Consider the following 23,095-nt stretch of genomic DNA (forward strand, 5'->3'; position numbering starts at 1 on the left):
CTTATGGCGCTTCCCCCAAAAGACAAGCCGACGTTTAATCAACGTCCTATTCGTCAGCCCGACAGACGTCCACGTCAGCCTCGAGTCGATCCAGGCGCGCCACGCAAATCTTCTGGTAGCCCCCTTGTTAAAGCACTGCTCATTATTGGTGTAGCTGCTGCATTCGTGGTGACGCTGATATTGGGATACGCCTTTCTGATAGCCAAACCCAATTTGCCAAAAATTTCTGCATTAACGGATTACAACCCCAAAACACCTTTGCGTATATATACGGCTGATAAGGTATTAATCGGTGAGTTTGGTGAAGAACGCCGCAAAGTCATTCCGCTGAGTGAAATTCCAGCGAGCATGAAAAACGCTGTATTGGCTATTGAGGATGATCGCTTCTACTCTCATGGTGGCGTAGATTATGTGGGAATCATTCGGGCAGCAGCAACCAATTTGCGAGGCAACCTTTCACAGGGTGCCTCGACTATTACGATGCAGGTTGCTCGCAATTTCTTCTTGAGTAATGAGAAAACCTTTAGCAGGAAAATTTATGAAGTCTTGTTAGCCTGGGAAATTGAATCTCAGTTAACTAAGGATAAGATCCTTGAAATCTATATGAACCAAATTTTCTTGGGCCAGCGGGCATATGGATTTTCTAGTGCAGCACAGATTTATTTCGGCAAGGACTTAAAAGATATCTCGATTGCAGAATCGGCGATGTTGGCCGGATTACCTAAAGCCCCTTCGGCATACAACCCAGTGACTAATTACAGGCGCGCAAAGATTCGTCAAGAATATATTTTGCAGCGCATGCGCGATCTTGGCTACATCAGTACTGAGCAATACCAAAAAGCAATGGCCGAGGAGTTGCGCATCCGTGGACTAGGTAATGAGTTTGCAGTGCGCGCAGATTTCCCTGCCGAGATGGTCCGCCAATTGCTGTTTAGTCAATACGGCGAAGCAATCTATTCTCAAGGGATCGATGTATACACCACCATCTTGAAGGCCGACCAAGACGCCGCTTATAAAGCAGTGCGTCGTGGAATATTCGAGTATGACCTGCGCCACGCATACCGTGGTCCAGAAGGCTTTATTGATTTACCTCAAGAGCAGGTGAAACGTCAGCGCGCTATCGACGAAGCCTTGTTAGCCTATCCTCAGTTGGATGACTTGCAGTCCGGTGTTGTGTTGGATGTAAAGCCAAAGGAAATGCAGGTGATGATTTCTACTGGCGACACTATCACGCTCAAGGGCGATAGCATGAAGTTAGCCACAGCTTCTTTGACTGACAGTACTCAGCCCAAAAAGCGTTTACGTCCAGGCGCAGTGGTGAGATTGCTATCGGACGGTAGTGTATGGAAACTGGCGCAATTGCCACAGGTTGAAGCTGCCTTTGTATCCATGAATGCAAATACGGGCGCGATTCTCTCCTTGGTAGGAGGGTTTGATTTCCGTCGCAATCAATTTAATCACGTGACCCAGGCCTTACGTCAGCCAGGCTCTTCATTCAAGCCCTTTATTTATGCTGCAGCAATTGAAAAAGGTTTTACGCCAAGCACGATGGTCAATGACGCACCTTTATCCATAGGCAGCTTAGAGACCGGCAGCCAAGCGTGGGAGCCAAAAAACTACGATGGTAAATATGACGGCATGATGCGTTTGCGGAATGCTTTAGCAAAATCGAAGAACTTGGTATCTGTCCGTATTATTCGTGCGATTGGTCCTTCATATGCTCAGGAATTTATTCAACGATTTGGTTTTGAGCCGGAGAAGCATCCACCTTATCTGACCATGGCTTTGGGTGCGGGATCAGTAACACCTTTGCAAATGGCTTCCGCATATAGTGTGTTTGCAAATGGCGGTTATCGGGTAGATCCATTCTTGATCGATAAGATGGTAGATGCGAAAGGCACTATTTTGTTTGAAGCTAAACCAACACGCGTAGGCGATGGTGCTCCTCGTGTTTTAGATGCTCGTACTGCCTTTGTGATGGATAGTATGCTGCAAGAAGTGACCAAGACAGGCACTGCTGCATCGGCCCGCGTCAAGCTTGGGCGTAACGATATTGCTGGTAAGACGGGCACGACTAATGAATCCCATGATGCCTGGTTTGCAGGTTACAACCCTCAAGTTGTTGCCATTGCTTGGATTGGTTTCGATAAGCCAGCTAGTTTGGGTGATCGTGAAACTGGTGGCGGCCTTGCTTTACCAATGTGGATTGCTTATATGACGACCGCTTTGAGAGATTCTCCACAAGAATCACGTCCTGTTCCAGAGGGTGTAACGCAAGCGGATGGCGATTGGTTTATTCCTGAGTTCTCTCGCAGTGGTGGAGTACGCGAACTACAGTAGTTCGTCATCACCATGGCTCGGCAAGCACGCACTGTCATACCTGGCCAAGCAATGCATGTGATGGTGCGTGGCAATAATCGCGAAACACTATTCTTTAGCGATGATGATCGACGGATTTATTTGGAATGGCTGCGTCAAGCAGCAAAACAGTTTGCTTGTGCTGTTCATGCGTTTGCATTAATGCCAAATCATGTGCATTTATTAATGACCCCCCAAAATGACGATTCATTGTCAAAGACAATGCAGTCTTTAGGTCGTCGCTATGCCCAGTACTTTAATCAACAGCATCATCGCTCTGGAACAATTTGGGAAGGGAGGTATCGTTCATCTCTCATTGACCCCAATTATTTTTTGCGTTGCCAGCGCTATATTGAGTTGAATCCAGTAAGGGCTGGATATGAATCTAATCCTCAGGATTCAGTCTGGACTAGCTTTACCACTCATATTGGGGGAAATGCAGAACCGTGGCTGGTCGACCATCAGCATTTTTGGAAGTTGGGCAATACCCCCTTTGAGAGACAAATGAAGTGGGCCGAGTTTGTCAAAGAGGGCGCCCCTCACTGGGAAGACCAACAAATCACCGAATCTTTGGTCCGTTCAAAGCCTTGGATAAGCGATATTTATGCCAAAAAGCTATTTAAAGATGCTCCTGAGTTAGTTCAGATCCGAACTCGAGGGCGCCCAAAGAAAATAAACCCTTTAAATACAAAAGGATAGGGTTTATTGAGTAGTATTTGAAGTGCTGCTTACCTCGAGTCTGTCCCTAATTAAAAAACAGATTATGGTTCCGCCTGAAAATAAATGGGACAGAGTCATTTTATTTCTATTGCATCGGTATGGGTATTCCCCTATATTTGATCCTCCAAAAGTTATTAGGCCTTTGTCGCCCTCGGAAATACTATGACCAAACAACTCAATTCAGTTCTTCGTCCTATTGCTCAAGGTTTATATGACCCACGCAATGAGCATGATGCTTGCGGCGTAGGTTTTGTTGCCCACATCAAGGGTAAGAAATCACACGAGATTGTTTCTCAGGGCCTGCAGATTTTGGAGAATTTAGATCACCGGGGCGCAGTTGGTGCTGACCCACTGATGGGTGACGGTGCAGGAATTTTGATTCAGATCCCAGATACTTTGTATCGCGAGGAGATGGCCAAGCAAGGAGTCGCATTACCTCCATACGGCGAGTATGGCGTTGGCATGATTTTCTTGCCAAAAGAAAATGCATCACGTTTAGCTTGCGAGCAAGAGTTAGAGCGCACTGTGCGTTTAGAAGGTCAGGTTATTTTAGGTTGGAGAGATGTGCCGGTAGATGTGAAGTTGCCGATGTCTCCAACGGTGCAAATGACAGAGCCATTCATTCGTCAAATTTTTATCGGTCGCGGGCGCGACATCATGACAACGGATGCACTGGAGCGCAAGTTATATGTGATTCGTAAAACAGCAAGTCATGCTATTCAAGATTTGCATTTGAAGCATGGCAAAGAATATTTCGTAGCATCGATGTCTGCACGGACGATTGTGTACAAAGGTTTGTTATTAGCAAATCAAGTAGGTGCGTACTATCAAGATTTACAGGATCAGCGGACTGTATCTGCTTTAGCACTAGTACATCAACGCTTCTCTACCAACACCTTCCCAGCTTGGGAGTTGGCTCACCCATACCGCATGATTGCGCACAATGGTGAGATCAACACAGTTAAGGGTAACGTGAATTGGGTTAATGCACGTGAAGGTGCAATCAGCTCCCCAGTGCTCGGTGATGACTTAAAAAAACTCTGGCCACTCATTTATCCAGGTCAGTCTGATACTGCCTGCTTTGATAACTGCTTAGAGTTATTGGTAATGTCTGGCTATCCATTGGCACAAGCCATGATGATGATGATTCCTGAGGCATGGGAACAACATACCTTGATGGATGACAACCGCCGCGCATTTTATGAATACCACGCAGCCATGATGGAGCCATGGGATGGCCCTGCTGCAATGGCATTTACTGATGGTCGTCAAATTGGTGCAACCTTGGATCGCAATGGTTTGCGCCCAGCACGTTATTACGTAACGGATGATGACTTGGTCATCATGGCTTCTGAGGCTGGCGTGTTAGCAATTCCTGAAAGCAAGATTGTTCAAAAATGGCGTCTGCAACCAGGCAAGATGTTCATGATCGATATGGAACAAGGTCGCATCATTGATGACATTGAACTTAAGAATGCTGTCTCTAAAGCCAAGCCCTACAAGAGCTGGATTGATGCAGTGCGCGTGAAGTTGGATGAAGTGGATGCCAGCAAAGCAGACTTAATCGATGAGAAGACAACCATTCGTCCGGCAGCAAAATTACTCGATCGCCAACAAGCGTTTGGTTACACCCAAGAAGATATCAAATACCTAATGGCTCCAATGGCCATGAATGGTGAAGAGGCGATTGGTTCAATGGGTAATGACAGTCCGTTGGCTGTTCTCTCAAACAAGAACAAGCCTCTCTATAACTACTTCAAACAATTGTTTGCGCAGGTAACCAATCCGCCGATTGATCCAATCCGCGAAAACATGGTGATGTCTTTGGTTTCTTTCATTGGGCCTAAGCCTAATTTGTTAGATACCAACAATATCAACCCTCCAATGCGTTTAGAGGTGAGTCAGCCGATTTTGGATTTTGATGACATCACTAAGATTCGTCACATTGGTCACTACACCAATGGTAAATTCCGTTCTTACGAGTTAGACATTTGCTATCCAGCAGTATGGGGTAAAGCCGGTATCGAAGCGCGCTTAGCATCTTTGTGTGCGGAAGCTGCTGACGCTGTTCGTTCTGGCTACAACATCTTGATCGTCAGCGATCGTCAAGTGGATGAGAAGCACGTTGCTATTCCTGCATTGTTGGCGACTTCAGCAATTCACCAGCACTTGGTTCAAAAAGGTTTACGTACCAGCGTTGGTCTCGTAGTAGAGACCGGCAGTGCGCGCGAGACACACCACTTTGCGCTCTTGGCAGGCTATGGTGCGGAAGCTATTCATCCATACCTCGCACTGGAAACTTTGGCTGAGATGGCTAAAGGCTTGTCAGGAGATTTATCTGCTGAAAAAGCCGTGAAAAACTTCGTGAAAGCAGTTGGTAAGGGCTTGCAAAAAGTCATGTCCAAAATGGGCATCTCTACCTACATGTCTTATACCGGCTCACAGATTTTCGAAGCAATCGGCCTAAACCACGACATCATCGATCAGTACTTTAAAGGCACTCCATCTAATGTTGGTGGTATCGGCGTATTTGAAGTGGCTGAAGAAGCCTTGCGCATGCACGGTGCTGCATTTGGTAATGATCCAGTATTGACCAATATGTTAGATGCTGGTGGTGAATATGCATTCCGTATTCGTGGTGAGGACCATATGTGGACGCCTGACACGATTGCGAAGTTGCAACACTCTACTCGCACTGGAGCGGAGAAGGGCTACCAGACTTATAAAGAGTACGCCAACATTATTAATGACCAAACTAAGCGTCAGATGACTTTGCGTGGTTTGTTTGAGTTCAAGCTTGATCCAAGTAAAGCTATTCCATTGGATGAAGTTGAGTCTGCAAAAGAAATTGTTAAACGTTTTGCAACAGGTGCGATGTCTTTGGGTTCGATCTCTACTGAAGCACACGCTACTCTAGCGATTGCGATGAATCGTATTGGCGGTAAATCCAATACGGGAGAAGGTGGCGAAGATCCCAATCGTTATGTAAATGAACTCAAAGGTATCCCAATCAAGAAGGGCGAAACCCTCTCTAGCATCTTAGGCAGTGACGTCGTTGAAGCTAATATTCCATTGCTTGATGGCGACTCATTACGCTCTAAGATTAAACAAGTAGCTTCTGGTCGTTTTGGCGTCACTACTGAGTATCTCCGTTCGGCTGATCAAATTCAGATCAAGATGGCGCAAGGTGCAAAGCCAGGTGAGGGCGGTCAATTACCAGGCGGAAAAGTATCTGACTACATTGGTAAGTTGCGTTTCTCTGTACCGGGCGTTGGTTTGATTTCTCCTCCTCCACACCATGACATTTATTCAATTGAAGATATCGCCCAGTTGATTCACGATTTGAAAAACGTCAATCCAAAAGCCGACGTTTCAGTCAAGCTGGTTTCTGAAGTAGGTGTTGGTACGGTTGCTGCTGGCGTTGCTAAGGCCAAAGCAGATCACGTTGTGATTGCTGGTCATGATGGCGGTACTGGCGCTTCACCGCTTTCCTCAATCAAGCATGCTGGTTCACCATGGGAACTTGGTTTGGCTGAAACTCAGCAAACCTTGGTTCTAAATGGTTTGCGTAGCCGTATTCGTGTTCAGGCTGACGGCCAAATGAAGACGGGTCGCGATGTGGTAATCGGCGCTTTATTGGGAGCAGATGAGTTCGGTTTTGCAACAGCTCCATTGGTGGTTGAGGGTTGCATCATGATGCGTAAGTGTCATTTGAATACCTGCCCAGTAGGCGTTGCTACTCAAGACCCAGAACTCCGTAAGAAGTTTTCTGGTAAACCTGAGCATGTTGTGAACTTCTTCTTCTTTATCGCAGAAGAAGCGCGCGAGATCATGGCGCAATTGGGTATTCGTAAGTTCGATGACTTGATTGGTCGCGTTGATTTGTTAGATACCCGTAAAGGCATTGAGAACTGGAAGGTACATGGTCTGGACTTCAGCAAGATTTTTGCTGAACCTCAAGTGGCTGCAGACGTTCCACGTTATCAAGTGCTCACTCAAGATCATGGTTTAGCAAGTGCACTTGACAATATTTTGATTGAGAAGAGCGAGCCTGCCTTAGAGCGTGGCGATAAAGTCTCTTTCATTGTTCCAGTCAAGAACGTGAACCGCACAGTAGGCGCAATGCTCTCTGGTGAAGTAGCGCAGCGCTATGGTCATGCAGGTTTGCCTGATGACACTATCCACATTCAATTAAATGGCACTGCTGGTCAAAGCTTCGCAGCCTTCTTGGCACGCGGCATCACTTTAGATTTAGTTGGCGATGGAAATGACTACGTGGGTAAAGGTTTGTCCGGCGGTCGCGTCATTGTTCGTGCTCCACATGAGTTCCGTGGCGATACGGCGAAGAACATCATTGTTGGCAACACTGTTCTGTACGGTGCAATCGCTGGTGAAGCATTCTTTAATGGCGTTGCTGGTGAACGTTTCGCAGTTCGTAACTCTGGTGCTACTACAGTTGTTGAAGGTACTGGCGATCATGGTTGTGAGTACATGACTGGTGGAACCGTAGTCGTGTTGGGTACAACAGGTCGTAATTTTGCTGCCGGCATGAGCGGCGGTATTGCTTATGTCTATGATGAAGATGGTTTATTCGATAAGCGTTGTAATACCAGCATGGCGACTCTAGAAAAAATCCTGCCTTCTGCCGAACAGAACGCCAAGATGCCGAAGTCTGAGTGGCATGCTCCTGTCGATGTTAAAGATGGTGGCGAGCGCTTAACAGACGAACAAATCTTGAAGAGCCTGATTGAGCGTCATTTCCGCTATACCGGTTCAGAGCGCGCTAAAGCAATCTTGGCTGATTGGGAAAATGCCCGCGGTCGTTTTATGAAGGTTCTCCCCACTGAGTACAAGCGTGCTTTAGGTGAGTTGTGGGAAAAGGCTCAGAAGAAAACGGTCGCTGCTTAAGTAGCTTAAGTAAACAGATAGACGGATATTAAGAAAAGATACTAAGGATTAGATATGGGTAAGGTCACTGGATTTATGGAGTTTGAGCGCGTCGATGAGACATACGAAGCGCCCACTAAACGCCTCCACCACTATAAAGAATTCGTTGTAGCGTTAACTGACGAAGAAGCCAAAGTTCAGGGCGCGCGTTGTATGGACTGTGGTATTCCGTTCTGTAATAACGGCTGCCCAGTGAATAACATCATTCCAGACTTCAATGACTTGGTGTTTCATAACGATTGGAAGAATGCCTTAGATGTTTTGCAGTCTACTAATAACTTCCCAGAATTTACGGGTCGTATTTGTCCGGCACCTTGCGAAGCTGCTTGTACATTAGGCATTAATCGTGCACCCGTTGGCATTAAGTCCATTGAGCACGCCATTATTGATAAGGGCTGGGAAAGCGGCTGGGTAAAGCCACAGCCCTCTAAAACGAAGACTGGCAAGAAGGTAGCGATTGTTGGTGGTGGTCCTGCAGGTATGGCAGCCGCCCAACAATTAGCGCGCGTTGGTCATGACGTGACCGTGTTTGAGAAGAACGATCGCGTTGGTGGTTTATTGCGCTATGGTATTCCAGATTTCAAAATGGAGAAGTGGCTTATTGATCGTCGTGTAGAGCAGATGCAGGCCGAAGGCGTGAAATTTGAAACAGGCGTTTTTGTTGGTAAAGAAGCTATGGGTGCAGAAGTAAAAAATTACTCTACCAAGACTGTTTCGCCTGAGCAGTTAATGAAAGATTTTGATGCAGTAGTCATTACTGGTGGTGCTGAGCAACCACGTGATCTGCCAGTACCGGGTCGTGAATTGGCTGGTGTGCACTATGCATTGGATTTCTTGATTCCCCAAAACAAAGAAAATGCAGGCGACTTTAAGAACGAAATTCGTGCAACCGATAAACACGTTGTCGTGATTGGTGGCGGTGATACGGGTTCTGATTGCGTGGGGACATCGAACCGTCATGGCGCGACCAAGATCACTCAGTTTGAGCTGCTTCCTCAGCCGCCAGAAGAAGAGAACAAGCCATTGGTATGGCCTTATTGGCCAACCAAGTTGCGCACATCTTCTTCACACGAAGAAGGTTGTGATCGTGATTGGTCAGTGGGAACCAAACGTTTTGAAGGTAAAAACGGTAAGGTAGAAAAATTGATCGGTGTTCGTTTGGAATGGAAAGACGGCAAGATGACCGAAGTTCCCAATACTGAATTTGAGATCAAGGCAGATTTGGTACTTTTAGCTATGGGTTTTGTATCACCAGTTCAGCAAGTACTCAATGCATTTGGCGTTGACAAAGATGCTCGTGGCAATGCTAAAGCTACGGTAGATGGTCAAAATGCCTATCAAACTAACGTTTCTAAGGTTTTTGCTGCGGGGGATATGCGCCGTGGTCAATCCTTAGTAGTTTGGGCAATTCGTGAAGGTCGCCAATGCGCCCAAGCAGTAGACCAGTACTTAATGGGGTCATCTGTTTTACCCCGATAATATTGGGGATATGAATAGTCCTCAGCCAAGCTCATTGGATGTCAAAAAATCTCTAGGTGAAGTTGTCGTCTCCATTAAAGACGTCAACTTTTCCTATGCCCCTGGCGAGCGACAAATTTTGTCAGGGCTCAATATGGAGTTCCGTCGTGGCCAGGTAGTTGCCGTAATGGGCGGATCTGGCTGTGGCAAGACGACGATTCTGCGTTTAATTGGTGGTCAATTCACCGCCCAATCTGGACAGGTCTTATTCGAAGGTCAGGATATTGGCAAGATGAGTAGCAAGGAATTAATGGCTGCCCGTCGTCGCATGGGAATGCTTTTTCAATTCGGCGCTTTGTTCACTGATCTGAGTGTTTTTGAAAACGTCGCGTTTCCATTACGTGAACATACCGATTTAAGTGAAGAGCTTTTGCGCTCACTCGTACTCATGAAATTAAATGCAGTGGGTTTGCGTGGCGCACGCGATTTAATGCCCTCGCAAATTTCGGGTGGTATGGCAAGACGAGTGGCTCTGGCTAGAGCAATTGCATTAGATCCTCCGCTCATCATGTACGACGAGCCCTTTGCAGGCTTGGATCCCATTTCTTTGGGCATTACAGCCAGACTCATTCGCGACCTGAATAATGCCCTAGGGGCCACGAGCCTATTGGTCACGCACGATGTTGAAGAAACCTTTGAGATTGCAGATTATGTGTATTTCATTGCGAATGGCAGCATTGGTGCACAAGGTACGCCTGAGGAATTAAGTCGCTCCACAGATCCTTTTGTCAGACAGTTTTTAGACGCCGCGCCTGATGGTCCGGTGCCATTTCATTACCCGGGCCAAAGCTTGGAAGAAGATTTTGGAGTGAGGGCTTGATGACTGCAATCCTCAATCTTTTTGGTGACCTCGGATTTTTTATTCGTCGTAACTTAATTAGTCTTGGACTAGCTACGCGCATGTTTGCTGCAGTCATTTGGCGCTCAGGTTTTTTATTGAAAAGACCACGCTTAGTTGTGGATCAAATTTTATTTGTTGGCAATCACTCATTTGTGATCATTGCAGTCTCCGGTTTGTTTGTTGGGTTTGTTTTGGGTCTCCAGGGTTACTACACCTTAAACCGCTATGGTTCAGAACAAGCTTTAGGTTTATTGGTTGCCTTGTCCCTTACGCGTGAGTTGGGCCCAGTCATTACAGCCTTATTGTTTGCGGGGCGTGCCGGCACTTCTTTAACTGCAGAAATTGGGTTAATGAAAGCCGGTGAACAGTTAAGTGCCATGGAGATGATGGCAGTAGACCCATTGGGTCGTGTGATTGCCCCGCGTCTGTGGGCTGGCATTATTTCTATGCCGATCTTGGCAACGATTTTTACGGCTGTGGGCGTGATGGGTGGTTATTTTGTTGGCGTCCCTTTAATTGGGGTCGATTCCGGGGCGTTTTGGTCACAAATGCAGGGTGGGGTGGATCTCTTTTCCGATATTGGAAATGGCTTGATTAAAAGCTTGGTATTTGGTGTGGCGGTGACTTTCATAGCCCTGTATCAAGGCTATGAGGCAAAACCAACGCCTGAAGGTGTTTCACAGGCAACCACACGTACCGTGGTGATTTCTTCTTTGTCGGTTTTAGCGTTGGATTTCTTGCTCACCGCAATGATGTTCTCAAATTAGAAAGAATAAACTAGGGTTCTTATGAGAAAAAGTGCAATTGATATCTGGGTAGGAATTTTTGTTGCCATTGGTTTGTTGGCAGCATTATTTCTTGCATTAAAAGTTGGCAATATGAATGCTGTTTCATTTGCGCCGACATACAAAATTTCTGCGCGCTTTGACAACATCGGTGGACTCAAACCACGTGCGCCTGTCAAGAGTGCTGGTGTCGTAGTGGGGCGCATCGCCAATATTTCATTTGATGACAAAACCTATCAAGCAACTGTTGTGATGACGATAGAAGACTCTTATAAGTTTCCCAAAGATTCATCGGCAAAGATTTTGACCTCAGGTCTATTGGGTGAGCAGTACATTGGGCTAGAAGCTGGCGGGTCAGACGATATGTTGACTAATGGTGAAAAGATTTCACAAACCCAATCAGCGATTGTTTTAGAAAATCTGATTAGTCAGTTCCTCTACAACAAGGCTGCTGATAGCGGTCAAGAGAAGAGCACAGCAAAATAATGTTGTCAGTAGTCAAGTTCATCAGCAAGCTTAGGCAATGCATTTTGCTTTGCATGGCTGCTGCATTGGTGGGCTGCGCCTCTATTCCTGCGGGTGTAGAGCCTTCTCCCCATGATCCATGGGAGCCTTTCAATCGCTCTGTCTTTGAATTTAATGAAGGCCTAGATGCTTATTTATTAAAGCCGGTAGTTGCTGGTTATCGTTTTGTATTGCCTGAGTTTGTTCGCGACGGTATCTATAACTTCTTTAGTAACTACGGCGATATCTATAACATTTTCTATAACTTATTACAGGGTAAGCCTGGTTATGCTTTCAATGATTTCATGCGTGTCGCTGTGAATACAACGATGGGTCTTGGGGGCTTTATAGATTTAGCTACTCCAGGTGGCCTTGAGAAGCATAAAGAAGACTGGGGTCAAACCTTTGGTGTATGGGGTGTGCCTGCTGGTCCTTATGTTGTTCTGCCTTTCTTTGGTCCAAGTAACGTACGCGATACCTTCGGTACAGTCGCTGATCTAGAGTCTGATTACCTATTTAAGTATGTAAAAGATGTGGGTCTACGTAATAGCATCACTGGTTTGCGTGTAGTAAATGCACGTAATACCTATTATGAAGCTGGCGATCTTTTGGATGGAGCTGCTATTGACAAGTACAGCTTCATGCGAGATGCCTATATTCAAAGGCGTCAATATCAGATTAATGAGGGGCGTGATGACGAAGAGCCTCAGATGCCGGTTTACGAAAACCCTTACCAGTAAGCACAGCGCTCAAGGGTTGGTGTAAAGGGCTAAAATGAGCCCTCAATGAGTTCAATGTTTTAGTTAAATCTAACGAGTTGGAATATATGAAAAGTTGCAATATGTTTTCCAGATGCTTAGCAATCGGCTTGCTGTTGATTTCTGGCCCTCTCTTTGCGCAAGTGCCTGATCAGGCAACCCCTCCAGATGCCTTAATCAAGATGGTGGTGACCGATGTCATGGCTTCAGTCAAGGCTGATGCAGAAATTCAAAAAGGCAATATTCCGAAGATTGTAGATTTGGTTGAAAAGAAAATTGTTCCCTACACAGATATGCGCCGCACTACCGAAATGGCGATGGGCTCTAACTGGAAAAAAGCGACTCCCGAGCAACAGGCGCAACTTACTTCTGAATTTAAGAATCTGCTGATCCGCACTTACTCTGGTGCACTCAGTCAATTGCGCGATCAGACTGTGCAATTTAAAGCGTTGCGTGCTGCACCAGATGACAAAGAGGTCGTTGTTAAAACTGTAGTGCTTGGTCGTGGCGATCCAGTACCTTTAGATTACCGTTTAGAAAAAACGGATAAGGGCTGGAAAGTTTACGACATGAACATTATGGGCGTTTGGTTGGTGGAAGCCTATCGTAATCAGTTTACAAACCAGATTAGCCAAAATGGCGTTGAAGGTCTTGTGAAATTCTTGCAAGATCGTAACAAGCAGCTCGCAACTGCAAAGCCAGCGAATTAATTTAAGCCCCCAAACTATGCCCTTTCTTTTGCCTCAGACGGTTACACAAGAAAATGCTCTGCAGTTGCAAAAAGAGGGCTTATTAAATAGTGCAACGTTGACAAACGTTGATTGCTCAGCCCTGACAGATTTTGATTCAACGGTTTTGACAGTCTTATTGGCATGGCAAAAAAAGTTACAAGCTGATGGACAGTCTTTAATAGTTGAGCGTCCTCCTGAAAAGCTCAAAGTATTAGCCAATGTCTATGGTGTCTCTGCATTGCTAGGTTTGTAGCAGCATGCATTCAGCGATCTCGATTCAACATATTTCAAAGCAATATGGCGCCCTTCAAGCGCTAGATGATGTTTCTTTGGAAATTGAGCCTGGAGAGTTTTTTGGACTGCTCGGACCCAATGGTGCGGGTAAGACCACGCTGATTTCGATTCTTGCTGGTCTGGTAAGGGCTGATGAAGGGCATGCTGCCATCTTGGGGGCAGATGTTCAGAGTTCATTTCGTGAAGCGCGTCGCATGCTCGGCGTTGTGCCACAAGAATTAGTCTTTGACCCATTCTTTACTGTTCGCGAGACTTTGCGTTTTCAGTCAGGCTATTTTGGTATCCGCAATAACGATGCCTGGATCGATGAAATCATGGCAAATTTAGATCTCACAGGAAAAGCCGATAGCAATATGCGTGCTTTGTCTGGTGGTATGAAACGTCGCGTATTGGTTGCCCAAGCCTTGGTCCATCGACCACCCGTCATTATTTTGGATGAGCCTACTGCTGGCGTTGATGTCGAGCTACGTCAATCCTTGTGGCAATTTATTAGCAGACTCAATCAGGATGGTCACACGATTGTATTAACCACCCATTACTTGGAAGAAGCCGAGGCTTTGTGTCAGCGTATTGCGATGCTCAAGCAGGGCAAGATTGTTGCCTTAGATACAACTGCAAATTTACTTACCCGCTATGGTTCAGTGAAAAAAGATGGTGAAGGTAAAACTGATCTTGAAGATGTATTTGTCAACATCATGTCAGGAGGTGCATTGTGAGTAAAGCCTCAAATCAGGCTCTCAATAAACCCGCCCTCCAATATGGTAGTGGCTTTCCGACTTTGTTGTTTAAAGAGGTGAAGCGTTTCTATAAGGTGGCTTTTCAGACGGTGGCCGCGCCAGTCTTAACCGCAGTTCTCTATCTCATGATTTTTGGTCATGTATTAGAAGGTAGGGAAGTCTATGGACGCTTGAATTACACCGCTTTCTTAATTCCAGGTTTGGTCATGATGAGCGTATTGCAAAATGCCTTCGCAAATACTTCTTCATCTCTGATTCAATCAAAGGTTACCGGCAACTTGGTATTTGTATTGCTTGCCCCTTTGAGTCACTTTGAATTTTATGCAGCGTATATTTTGGCCGCTGTATTTCGTGGAATTGTTGTTGGCTTAGGTGTATTTTTAATTACGCTCTGGTTTGGATTGCCCTCCTTAGAACATCCGCTATGGATTTTGGCGTTTGCCTTTCTAGGTGCTGCCATTCTTGGTAGCTTAGGCTTGATAGCAGGCATTTGGGCAGATAAATACGATCAACTGGCTGCTTTTCAAAACTTTATCATCATGCCTGCCACAATGTTATCGGGGGTTTTCTATTCGATTCATTCTCTGCCTCCCGCTTGGCAGGTTGTATCCCATTTCAATCCATTCTTTTATATGATTGATGGTTTTCGCTTTGGATTCTTTGGCGTCTCTGATGTTTCCCCATGGAGTAGCTTAGCCATCGTTCTGTGTTTCTTTGCGGTAGTTTCAGCCGTTGCTTTGCGCTTATTGCAAAAGGGTTATAAGCTGCGCCATTAATGATTTGCACTATATCGATTTTGAGGAGAGAAGCATGTTTCCAACCCCCGAGCAGATTGAGGGCTATATCAAACAAGGCATTAACTGTACCCACGTTCAGGTTGAGGGTGACGGCCAACATTTTTTTGCAACGATTGTTAGTCCTGAGTTTGAAGGTAAGCGTCTCGTACAGCGTCATCAATTGGTTTATGGTGCGATGGGCGATCGCATGAAAGCTGAAGTACATGCTTTATCAATGAAGGTATTTACACCAGAAGAGTTTGCTCAGAATTCAGCTGCCTAGTAGAAAACCCAGAACAGCAACAAGATTTAAATCACATATACAAGTTTTTACTGGAAGCGTTTCATGGATAAATTACGAATGGTAGGCGGGACCCCCCTCAAGGGTGAGGTCAAGATCGCTGGTGCTAAAAATGCCGCTTTACCCATTTTGTGTGCTTGTCTATTAACCGATGAACCGGTGGCCTTACGTAATGTGCCAGATCTTCAAGATGTTCGTACCATGCTTAAACTCTTGCAAGAGATTGGTGTGGTGGTGAGCTTTCCTGATGCAGAAAATCGTAACCATGTAGTATTGAATGCTGCAGCCATCAAGAGCTCAGAAGCTACCTATGAGATGGTAAAAACCATGCGCGCTTCTATCTTGGTGCTAGGCCCGCTTCTTACCAGAATGCATAGCGCCAAGGTTTCTTTGCCAGGCGGTTGTGCAATTGGTGCCCGCCCTGTGGATCAGCATATCAAAGGCTTAAAGGCCATGGGTGCAAGCATCAGAATTAAGAGTGGTTACATTCAGGCTAAAACAAATCCGCCAACTGATCGCCTAAAAGGCGCTTCAATTTTGACAGACATGATTACTGTCACTGGTACAGAAAATTTATTGATGGCGGCAACTTTAGCTTCAGGTACAACCATTTTAGAAAATGCTGCACGCGAACCAGAGGTTGGTGATTTAGCTGAACTATTAGTGAAGATGGGCGCGAAGATTTCAGGAATTGGTAGTGATCGTTTAGTGATTGAGGGTGTCGAGAAATTACACGGCGCTGAACACTCTGTGATTCCGGATAGGATTGAAGCTGGCACCTTCCTTTGTGCAGTCGCTGCCGCTGGTGGCGAGGTACTAGTCAAGCACTGTCGTCCCGATACGCTCGATGCAGTGATGGTGAAATTGAAAGAGGCTGGCTTACAAATGGAGGTGGGCCCTGATTGGGTTAAAGCTTCGATGCGGGCTCGTCCAAAAGCAGTGAGTTTCCGTACTTCTGAGTACCCCGCATTTCCAACTGATATGCAGGCCCAACTCATGGCGGTCAATGCAGTAGCCAGTGGCAGTTCAACTATTACCGAGACTATTTTTGAGAACCGCTTTATGCATGTTCAGGAACTCAATCGTCTAGGTGCTGATATTGCAATTGAAGGCAACACCGCGATTGCTCAGGGTGTAGAAAAGCTTTCTGGTGCCATTGTTATGGCGACTGACCTACGCGCCTCTGCCAGCCTAGTGATTGCGGGGCTTGCAGCCCAAGGCGAAACCCAGGTAGACCGAATTTACCATTTAGATCGTGGATATGACCGTATGGAGCAAAAGTTGACCCTCTTGGGTGCCAACATTGAACGCGTGAAGTAACTCAGCGGCATAACTGAGTGATAATTAAGTCATGAAATTGACTTTAGCCCTCTCTAAAGGGCGTATCTTCGAAGAGACTGCTGAGATCCTGTCTAAGGTTGGCATTGTGCCAAAAGAGGATCCTGAGAAGTCTCGCAAACTTATTATTGAGACATCTAACCCTGATGTGCGTTTGATTATTGTGCGTGCTTCAGATGTGCCGACTTACGTGCAATTTGGTGGCGCTGATTTTGGTGTCGCAGGTTTAGATGTCTTGATGGAAAAAGGTACAGATGGTTTATATGTGCCTTTTGATTTAAATATTGCCAAGTGCCGTATGTCAGTTGCAGTTCGTGAAGGCTTTGACTACGCAGCAGCAGTAAAGCAAGGCTCTCGTTTAAAAGTGGCAACGAAGTATGTCAATTGCGCGCGTGATCACTTTGCTAATAAAGGTGTTCATATTGATACGATTCATCTTTACGGCTCGATGGAGCTTGCTCCCTTAGTAGGCTTAGCTGATGCTATTGTGGACTTAGTCTCGACAGGCAATACGCTTAAAGCCAACGGCCTGGTTGAAGTTGAGTCAATTGCTGATATCAGTGCACGTTTAGTGGTGAATCAAGCTTCGTACAAACGAAAGCGCACTCAGCTACAACCTATTTTTGATTTGTTGAAATAAGCTTAAAACACATTCAATGTCTTCACAGATCAAGGTTAAGCGTCTCAATAGTAAAGATGCGGGTTTCAAAGAAACACTGCTCTCTAGTCTTTCCTTGCCCATGGCTGATGATGAGGCAATTGATGCTGCTGCTGTCAAAATCTTGTCAGCCGTTAAAGAGCAGGGTGATGAAGCAGTTCTTAGCTTTACTAAGCAATTTGATCACTTAAATGTTTCTCATGTTTCTGAATTAGAAATTCCTCGTAAAGATTTGGAGCAAGCCTACAACTCTTTATCTGTCGAGCAAAAGAATGCTCTGGACATTGCTGCTAAACGAGTGCGTGCGTATCACGAGAAACAAAAGATTGAAGCAGGCTGCCACTCTTGGGAATATGAAGAAGCTGATGGCACCCGTCTTGGTCAGAAAGTAACGGCCTTAGATCGTGTTGGTATTTATGTACCTGGTGGCAAAGCCGCGTATCCATCATCTGTTTTAATGAATGCGATTCCTGCAAAAGTAGCAGGTGTTACCGAAGTCATCATGGTGGTACCAACTCCTGATGGCGCGCGCAACCCTTTGGTGTTGGCTGCAGCTTATTTGGCTGGCGTAGATCGCGTCTTCACCATTGGTGGTGCTCAAGCAGTTGGTGCTTTAGCCTTTGGTACAAAGAGTATTCCATCCGTAGACAAGATTGTTGGTCCAGGCAATGCCTATGTTGCTGCTGCTAAGCGCAGAGTATTTGGTACGGTTGGCATCGATATGATTGCTGGGCCTTCAGAGATTTTGGTTATATGCGATGGCTCTAGTAATCCCGATTGGGTTGCAATGGATTTGTTTTCTCAAGCAGAGCATGATGAGCAAGCGCAATCCATTTTGCTATCCCCTGATGCAGCATTTATTGAGCAAGTGCAGGCAAGCATCAATAAATTACTTCCTGAGATGCCAAGAGCAAAAGTGATTGAGACTTCTTTAGCCAATCGCGCTCTTCTGATTCAGGTTAAAGATATGAATGAGGCTTGCGATATTGCCAATGAAATCGCTGCTGAGCACTTAGAGATTTGTGCTGTAGATCCGCGTAAGTGGGCTGAACAGATTCGTCATGCTGGCGCCATCTTCATGGGTAATTACACTAGCGAGTCACTTGGCGATTACTGTGCTGGTCCTAACCATGTCTTGCCTACTGCGCGCACTGCCCGCTTCTCGTCACCATTGGGTGTGTATGACTTCATTAAGCGCTCAAGCATGATTGAGGTTAGTGAGGCGGGCGCACAAACCTTGGGTGCTGTAGCTAGCACCCTGGCCCACGGCGAGGGCTTGCAAGCTCACGCACGTGCGGCTGAGATGCGTCTGAAGAAATAAACGAAGTTAAGAAAGTATTTCTTTTAAAGCGGCGATGAGTTCGCCGCTTTGTTCGTCTGTACCAATCGTAATGCGCAAGAATTCTTCAATACGCGCAGATTGGAAATGACGCACGATGATGCCGCGATCTCTCAAGGCTTGATACATTGTTGCGCCAGAATGTTTTGGGTGACGAGTAAAAATAAAGTTTGCGGTTGATGGCAAGGTATCAAAACCCAAAGCATTTAATTGCTCAACTAACTTAGTACGTGTCTGAATCACTTTGGCACTGGTAGTTTCTAAGTGCGCTTGATCCTCAATGGCTACAATAGCACCTGCTTGAGCAAGGCGCCCTAATGGATAAGAGTTAAAACTATTTTTTACTCGCTCTAAGCCTTCAATCAAGGTGGGGTGACCAAGAGCAAAGCCAACTCGTAGGCCAGCAAGCGCTCTGGATTTAGAAAGCGTATGCACTACTAAAAGATTTTCAGGACACTGATTACCGCGCAAGAGGGGAATGCAGGACTCTGTTCCGTAATCTACGTAGGCTTCATCAATTACTACTACAGAGTCTTTATTCTTCGCGAGTAGTTTTTCAATCTCTGACCTTGCAATAGATCTGCCAGTGGGGGCATTGGGATTGGGGAAAATAACGCCACCATTGGGTTTGCTGAAATCGCTAGTATTGATTTCAAAATCGTTTCCTAGTGGAATCGTTTGATATTCGATGCCAAAGAGCTTGCAGTAAACCGGATAGAAGCTATAAGTAATATCTGGAAAATGTACTGGTTTGTTTTGCTTCAATAAACCCGCAAAAACGTGGGCTAAAACCTCATCCGAACCATTGCCTAAAAACACTTGCTTTGGATTTAAGCCATGCAATTTGGCAATAGCTTGTTTTAGGGCCACACCTTCTGGGTCTGGGTAGAGGCGCAAGTCATCGTTCGTTTGACTATTGATCGCTGCCAACGCTTTTGGTGATGGGCCATAAGGACTCTCGTTCGTATTGAGCTTTACCAGCCGCTGCATTTGCGGTTGCTCCCCAGGAACATAGGGGGTCAAAGTTTGAACAACGGGGCTCCAAAAACGGCTCATGAGGGTACTCAGGTCAAAAATCAGAAAGAAAGTGAAGCAATTTCAGCATTTATATATCTTCTAGGAATGATATTATGAGGCTTCAATCAACACTTCGCCTCGCGGCGCAATGAAGCATGCGGCAAGCCGACGTTACCCGAAACACTTCGGAAACCAAAATTCAAATTTCCATCAATTTAGATGGTACTGGGAAGGCCGAACTAGCTTCAGGCGTCCCTTTCTTAGACCATATGCTCGATCAGATTGCTCGTCACGGCATGATTGACTTGAAAGTAGTCGCACAGGGCGATACCCATATTGATGATCATCACACCGTTGAGGATGTAGGGATTACATTGGGCCAAGCTTTTGCAAAGGCAGTGGGCGATAAAGCAGGTATTACCCGTTATGGCCACTCTTATGTTCCTTTAGATGAAACCCTTTCACGCGTAGTGGTCGATTTTTCTGGGCGCCCAGGCCTAGAATTCAATGTCCCATTTACCCGTGCGCGGGTTGGTGATTTTGACGTTGATCTGAGCATCGAGTTCTTCCGCGGTTTTGTAAACCATGCGGGAGTGACTTTGCACATTGATAATTTGCGCGGTATCAACGCGCACCACCAGATTGAGACGGTCTTCAAAGCCTTTGGGCGTGCGCTTCGGATGGCTTTAGCAATTGATCCACGCGCCTCTGGTTCGGTTCCCTCAACCAAAGGTAGTCTCTAATCTAGATACTTCTAGTTGCCCGTTAGATAACAGCAAAGATAGGCTAAATTTTGGCGCAAACTATTGCGATCGTTGATTACGGAATGGGTAACCTTCGTTCCGTATATCAGGCATGCCATCATGTAGCGCCTGATGACAAAGTATTGATTGCTGGCAAGCCAGAAGAAATTCGTACTGCCGATCGCGTGGTGTTGCCTGGTCAAGGCGCCATGCCTGATTGTATGAAACATCTTGAGGAGTCTGGTCTCCTCGAAGCATTGCTAGAGGCCGCCAAAAACAAGCCATTGTTAGGGGTTTGTGTAGGTGAGCAAATGCTCTTTGATAAAAGTGCAGAAGTTCGGACTAATGAGCAATGGACGCCTTGTTTGGGGCTCATTTCCGGGGAAGTACGTCGCTTTGATTTAAAAGGTAAAAAGCAAGCCGACGGCTCAGCTTACAAAGTGCCCCACATGGGCTGGAATCAAGTCCGTCAAGACCGTCAGCATCCGATTTGGGAGGGAATCCCAGATTTAACAAGTTTTTATTTTGTGCATAGCTACTATGTTGTGCCGCAACGTAAAGAAGATTCTGCTGGATCTACTGAATACGGCGATTGGTTTACATCTGCGGTTGCAAGAGATAATATTTTTGCAACGCAATTTCATCCGGAAAAAAGTGCAGAATACGGATTAAAGCTTTATCAAAATTTTCTTTCTTGGCAACCTTGATTAATTTATTAACGTTTCACTATGCTGCTCATCCCTGCAATTGATCTTAAAGACGGCCACTGCGTTCGACTAGAACAAGGTGATATGGACAAAGCCACGGTATTTTCTGAAGATCCAGGGGCTATGGCTGCGCATTGGATTAGCAAAGGCGCGCGACGGTTGCACTTAGTTGATCTGAATGGCGCGTTTGCTGGCAAGCTTAAAAACGAGTCAGCGATTAAATCGATTCTCAAAGCTGTTGGAGATGAAATTCCGGTTCAACTTGGTGGTGGTATTCGGGATCTGGAAACAATTGAACGTTTATTGGACGATGGTATTAGCACGGTGATTATTGGTACCGCTGCAGTAAAAAATCCCGGTTTTGTGCAGGATGCCTGCACAGCATTTCCTGGACAGGTGATGGTAGGGCTTGACGCTCGCGATGGCAAAGTAGCCACTGATGGTTGGAGCAAGATTACCGGCCATGAAGTCATTGATCTTGCTAAGAAGTTTGAAGATTGGGGTGTAGAAGCCATTATCTATACCGACATTGGTCGCGATGGCATGCTCCAAGGCGTTAACATTGAGGCCACGATGAAGCTGGCTCAAGCAATCCGTATTCCAGTGATTGCCAGTGGTGGCCTCTCTAACAACAAAGATATTGAAGCGCTCTGTAAAGCCGAAGAAGAGGGTGTGATGGGCGTGATTGCTGGGCGCTCTATTTATGCTGGTGATCTTGATCTGGCAGCTGCTCAAAAATATGCTGATGAGTTAACACTCAAATACAAAAAGAACATTATCTAGTGTTAACCAAAAGAATTATTCCTTGTTTGGATGTCACAGCAGGGCGCGTTGTTAAAGGGGTGAACTTTGTTGGTTTGCGTGATGCAGGAGATCCTGTTGAAATCGCCAAACGTTACGACACACAAGGCGCTGATGAGTTAACTTTTTTAGACATTACTGCGACGTCCGATGGGCGTGATCTCATTTTGCACATCATTGAAGATGTCGCATCACAAGTATTTATTCCGCTTACTGTTGGTGGTGGTGTGCGTGCAGTTGCTGATGTGCGTCGCTTACTTAATGCTGGTGCTGATAAAGTGAGCATCAATTCTTCCGCCATCACTAATCCAGATTTAGTTTCAGATGCGGCAGCCTATTACGGCTCTCAATGCATCGTTGTTGCAATTGATGCCAAACAAACTGAGGCAGGAAATTGGGAAGTGTTTACCCATGGCGGTAGAACTGCGACTGGAATCGATGTGGTGGCATGGGCTATTGAAGTTGCCAAACGCGGCGCTGGAGAAATTCTCCTGACGAGTATGAACCGCGATGGTAGTAAAGATGGCTTTGACTTAGCCCTTACTGCTGCAGTAAGCGATGCGGTCTCCGTTCCAGTAATTGCTTCCGGCGGCGTGGGTAATTTGCAGCATTTGGTCGATGGTATTACCCAAGGTCATGCAGACGCTGTCTTGGCTGCAAGTATTTTTCACTATGGTGAGTACACCGTCGGTCAGGCAAAAGAATATATGGCCGCTCAAGGAATTCCGGTGCGTATTTAGTCGAATTTCAGAATTCACCACTTTCACGGTAAAGTTTAGGTATGAACAAGCCTAAGAGCACATTTACCCCAATTGAATCTATTCAAGCAGGGCCCTGGCTCGATGCCGTCGCTTGGAATGAGCAAGGCTTGGTTCCAGTGATTGCGCAAGAGTTTGGTAGTAAAGATATCCTGATGATGGCCTGGATGAATCGCGATGCCTTGTTGGCTACTTTGCGTTTAGGCGAGGCGGTCTACTGGACGCGCTCACGTCAAAAACTTTGGCACAAGGGCGAGGAATCTGGCCATACCCAGAGGGTGAAAGAAATTCGCTTGGATTGTGATGGAGACACGATTTTGCTCATTGTTGAGCAAAAAGACAGAATTGCTTGTCATACCGGTGAGCACAGCTGTTTTTTCCAGCAGTGGGACTCAGGTAATTTGACTTGGGTGGACGAGTCCAAGCCAAAATAAAAGTCTTTCATAAAAGACATAAAATGAAGC

21 protein-coding genes and 1 pseudogene are annotated in these 23,095 nt (G+C 46.0%); 21 read left to right on the forward strand and 1 reads right to left on the reverse strand.

Annotation, left to right across the window (positions count from 1 at the left end; genetic code table 11):
- Window positions 1-3 precede the first annotated feature (3 nt).
- From C2756_RS00520 to hisD, 16 genes and pseudogenes are all read left to right on the forward strand, one after another.
- Window positions 4-2,340 carry a penicillin-binding protein 1A gene (locus tag C2756_RS00520; RefSeq protein WP_215319479.1) on the forward strand — a complete coding sequence of 779 codons (2,337 nt, stop codon included), beginning with the start codon at window positions 4-6 and terminating at the stop codon, window positions 2,338-2,340.
- 12 nt (window positions 2,341-2,352) lie between these two features.
- Window positions 2,353-3,057, forward strand: coding sequence for a transposase (locus C2756_RS00525; RefSeq protein WP_215319480.1), 705 nt, complete (start codon window positions 2,353-2,355; stop codon window positions 3,055-3,057).
- Window positions 3,058-3,240: 183 nt separating this feature from the next.
- Window positions 3,241-7,986, forward strand: coding sequence for a glutamate synthase-related protein (locus C2756_RS00530; RefSeq protein ID WP_215319481.1), 4,746 nt, complete (start codon window positions 3,241-3,243; stop codon window positions 7,984-7,986).
- A gap of 54 nt (window positions 7,987-8,040) precedes the next feature.
- On the forward strand, window positions 8,041-9,504 hold the full coding sequence (locus tag C2756_RS00535; protein WP_215319482.1) for a glutamate synthase subunit beta: 1,464 nt from the start codon (window positions 8,041-8,043) through the stop codon (window positions 9,502-9,504).
- Window positions 9,505-9,514: 10 nt separating this feature from the next.
- Window positions 9,515-10,363: an ABC transporter ATP-binding protein gene (locus C2756_RS00540; RefSeq protein WP_215319483.1), complete on the forward strand. Its 849-nt coding sequence runs from the start codon at window positions 9,515-9,517 to the stop codon at window positions 10,361-10,363.
- Window positions 10,363-11,151, forward strand: coding sequence for a lipid asymmetry maintenance ABC transporter permease subunit MlaE (gene mlaE / locus C2756_RS00545; protein WP_215319484.1), 789 nt, complete (start codon window positions 10,363-10,365; stop codon window positions 11,149-11,151). Before C2756_RS00540 ends, mlaE begins: the two co-directional genes overlap by 1 nt.
- A 21-nt stretch (window positions 11,152-11,172) precedes the next feature.
- Window positions 11,173-11,655 (forward strand): outer membrane lipid asymmetry maintenance protein MlaD, encoded by a 483-nt coding sequence (gene mlaD / locus C2756_RS00550; RefSeq protein ID WP_215296128.1) that lies wholly within the window; start codon window positions 11,173-11,175, stop codon window positions 11,653-11,655.
- Window positions 11,655-12,413: a VacJ family lipoprotein gene (locus C2756_RS00555; RefSeq protein ID WP_215319485.1), complete on the forward strand. Its 759-nt coding sequence runs from the start codon at window positions 11,655-11,657 to the stop codon at window positions 12,411-12,413. Before mlaD ends, C2756_RS00555 begins: the two co-directional genes overlap by 1 nt.
- A 101-nt stretch (window positions 12,414-12,514) precedes the next feature.
- Complete coding sequence (locus tag C2756_RS00560) at window positions 12,515-13,141, forward strand: phospholipid-binding protein MlaC (protein WP_251372076.1); 627 nt, start codon at window positions 12,515-12,517, stop codon at window positions 13,139-13,141.
- Window positions 13,142-13,157: 16 nt separating this feature from the next.
- On the forward strand, window positions 13,158-13,415 hold the full coding sequence (locus C2756_RS00565) for a lipid asymmetry maintenance protein MlaB (RefSeq protein WP_215296131.1): 258 nt from the start codon (window positions 13,158-13,160) through the stop codon (window positions 13,413-13,415).
- A gap of 4 nt (window positions 13,416-13,419) precedes the next feature.
- Window positions 13,420-14,103: pseudogene (locus tag C2756_RS00570) on the forward strand (ABC transporter ATP-binding protein); the annotation flags it as partial.
- A 65-nt stretch (window positions 14,104-14,168) separates the two neighbouring features.
- On the forward strand, window positions 14,169-14,969 hold the full coding sequence (locus C2756_RS00575) for an ABC transporter permease (RefSeq protein ID WP_215319487.1): 801 nt from the start codon (window positions 14,169-14,171) through the stop codon (window positions 14,967-14,969).
- Window positions 14,970-15,003: 34 nt separating this feature from the next.
- Window positions 15,004-15,252, forward strand: coding sequence for a BolA family protein (locus C2756_RS00580; RefSeq protein WP_215296134.1), 249 nt, complete (start codon window positions 15,004-15,006; stop codon window positions 15,250-15,252).
- A gap of 63 nt (window positions 15,253-15,315) precedes the next feature.
- On the forward strand, window positions 15,316-16,590 hold the full coding sequence (gene murA, locus C2756_RS00585; RefSeq protein WP_215319488.1) for a UDP-N-acetylglucosamine 1-carboxyvinyltransferase: 1,275 nt from the start codon (window positions 15,316-15,318) through the stop codon (window positions 16,588-16,590).
- Window positions 16,591-16,621: 31 nt separating this feature from the next.
- Window positions 16,622-17,248 carry an ATP phosphoribosyltransferase gene (gene hisG, locus C2756_RS00590; RefSeq protein ID WP_215296136.1) on the forward strand — a complete coding sequence of 209 codons (627 nt, stop codon included), beginning with the start codon at window positions 16,622-16,624 and terminating at the stop codon, window positions 17,246-17,248.
- Between the two features lie 16 nt (window positions 17,249-17,264).
- Window positions 17,265-18,587: a histidinol dehydrogenase gene (hisD, locus tag C2756_RS00595; protein ID WP_215319489.1), complete on the forward strand. Its 1,323-nt coding sequence runs from the start codon at window positions 17,265-17,267 to the stop codon at window positions 18,585-18,587.
- Window positions 18,588-18,593: 6 nt separating this feature from the next.
- On the opposite strand, the gene hisC is transcribed toward hisD, so the two are convergent.
- The gene (hisC, locus tag C2756_RS00600; protein ID WP_215319490.1) at window positions 18,594-19,661 is read right to left on the reverse strand and encodes a histidinol-phosphate transaminase; all 1,068 of its coding nucleotides are present in this window, start codon (window positions 19,659-19,661) and stop codon (window positions 18,594-18,596) included.
- Between the two features lie 116 nt (window positions 19,662-19,777).
- Between hisC and hisB the strand changes: the two genes are divergently transcribed.
- The 5 genes from hisB to hisI are packed head-to-tail and all read left to right on the forward strand — an operon-like array spanning window position 19,778 to window position 23,065.
- Window positions 19,778-20,365 (forward strand): imidazoleglycerol-phosphate dehydratase HisB, encoded by a 588-nt coding sequence (hisB, locus tag C2756_RS00605; protein WP_215296139.1) that lies wholly within the window; start codon window positions 19,778-19,780, stop codon window positions 20,363-20,365.
- A 50-nt stretch (window positions 20,366-20,415) separates the two neighbouring features.
- Window positions 20,416-21,072 carry an imidazole glycerol phosphate synthase subunit HisH gene (gene hisH, locus C2756_RS00610; RefSeq protein ID WP_215319491.1) on the forward strand — a complete coding sequence of 219 codons (657 nt, stop codon included), beginning with the start codon at window positions 20,416-20,418 and terminating at the stop codon, window positions 21,070-21,072.
- A gap of 21 nt (window positions 21,073-21,093) precedes the next feature.
- Entirely contained in the window at window positions 21,094-21,855 is a 762-nt protein-coding gene (gene hisA / locus C2756_RS00615; RefSeq protein ID WP_215319492.1) for a 1-(5-phosphoribosyl)-5-[(5-phosphoribosylamino)methylideneamino]imidazole-4-carboxamide isomerase, read from the forward strand.
- Window positions 21,855-22,613 (forward strand): imidazole glycerol phosphate synthase subunit HisF, encoded by a 759-nt coding sequence (gene hisF, locus C2756_RS00620; protein WP_215319493.1) that lies wholly within the window; start codon window positions 21,855-21,857, stop codon window positions 22,611-22,613. The genes hisA and hisF overlap by 1 nt, the downstream gene beginning before the upstream one ends.
- Before the next feature lie 41 nt (window positions 22,614-22,654).
- Window positions 22,655-23,065, forward strand: a complete 411-nt coding sequence (gene hisI / locus C2756_RS00625) for a phosphoribosyl-AMP cyclohydrolase (RefSeq protein ID WP_215319494.1) — start codon at window positions 22,655-22,657, stop codon at window positions 23,063-23,065.
- Window positions 23,066-23,095 lie beyond the last annotated feature (30 nt).

It is taken from the genome of Polynucleobacter sp. UB-Siik-W21 (assembly GCF_018687415.1).
In the GTDB taxonomy this organism is placed as follows: domain Bacteria; phylum Pseudomonadota; class Gammaproteobacteria; order Burkholderiales; family Burkholderiaceae; genus Polynucleobacter.

Coding starts and splice junctions, on each gene's coding strand:
- C2756_RS00520 (WP_215319479.1), top strand. CDS start 4: ATGGCGCTTCCCCCAAAAGACAAGCCGACGTTTAATCAACGTCCTATT.
- C2756_RS00525 (WP_215319480.1), top strand. CDS start 2,353: ATGGCTCGGCAAGCACGCACTGTCATACCTGGCCAAGCAATGCATGTG.
- C2756_RS00530 (WP_215319481.1), top strand. CDS start 3,241: ATGACCAAACAACTCAATTCAGTTCTTCGTCCTATTGCTCAAGGTTTA.
- C2756_RS00535 (WP_215319482.1), top strand. CDS start 8,041: ATGGGTAAGGTCACTGGATTTATGGAGTTTGAGCGCGTCGATGAGACA.
- C2756_RS00540 (WP_215319483.1), top strand. CDS start 9,515: ATGAATAGTCCTCAGCCAAGCTCATTGGATGTCAAAAAATCTCTAGGT.
- mlaE (WP_215319484.1), top strand. CDS start 10,363: ATGACTGCAATCCTCAATCTTTTTGGTGACCTCGGATTTTTTATTCGT.
- mlaD (WP_215296128.1), top strand. CDS start 11,173: ATGAGAAAAAGTGCAATTGATATCTGGGTAGGAATTTTTGTTGCCATT.
- C2756_RS00555 (WP_215319485.1), top strand. CDS start 11,655: ATGTTGTCAGTAGTCAAGTTCATCAGCAAGCTTAGGCAATGCATTTTG.
- C2756_RS00560 (WP_251372076.1), top strand. CDS start 12,515: ATGTTTTCCAGATGCTTAGCAATCGGCTTGCTGTTGATTTCTGGCCCT.
- C2756_RS00565 (WP_215296131.1), top strand. CDS start 13,158: ATGCCCTTTCTTTTGCCTCAGACGGTTACACAAGAAAATGCTCTGCAG.
- C2756_RS00580 (WP_215296134.1), top strand. CDS start 15,004: ATGTTTCCAACCCCCGAGCAGATTGAGGGCTATATCAAACAAGGCATT.
- murA (WP_215319488.1), top strand. CDS start 15,316: ATGGATAAATTACGAATGGTAGGCGGGACCCCCCTCAAGGGTGAGGTC.
- hisG (WP_215296136.1), top strand. CDS start 16,622: ATGAAATTGACTTTAGCCCTCTCTAAAGGGCGTATCTTCGAAGAGACT.
- hisD (WP_215319489.1), top strand. CDS start 17,265: ATGTCTTCACAGATCAAGGTTAAGCGTCTCAATAGTAAAGATGCGGGT.
- hisC (WP_215319490.1), bottom strand. CDS start 19,661: ATGAGCCGTTTTTGGAGCCCCGTTGTTCAAACTTTGACCCCCTATGTT.
- hisB (WP_215296139.1), top strand. CDS start 19,778: ATGCGGCAAGCCGACGTTACCCGAAACACTTCGGAAACCAAAATTCAA.
- hisA (WP_215319492.1), top strand. CDS start 21,094: ATGCTGCTCATCCCTGCAATTGATCTTAAAGACGGCCACTGCGTTCGA.
- hisI (WP_215319494.1), top strand. CDS start 22,655: ATGAACAAGCCTAAGAGCACATTTACCCCAATTGAATCTATTCAAGCA.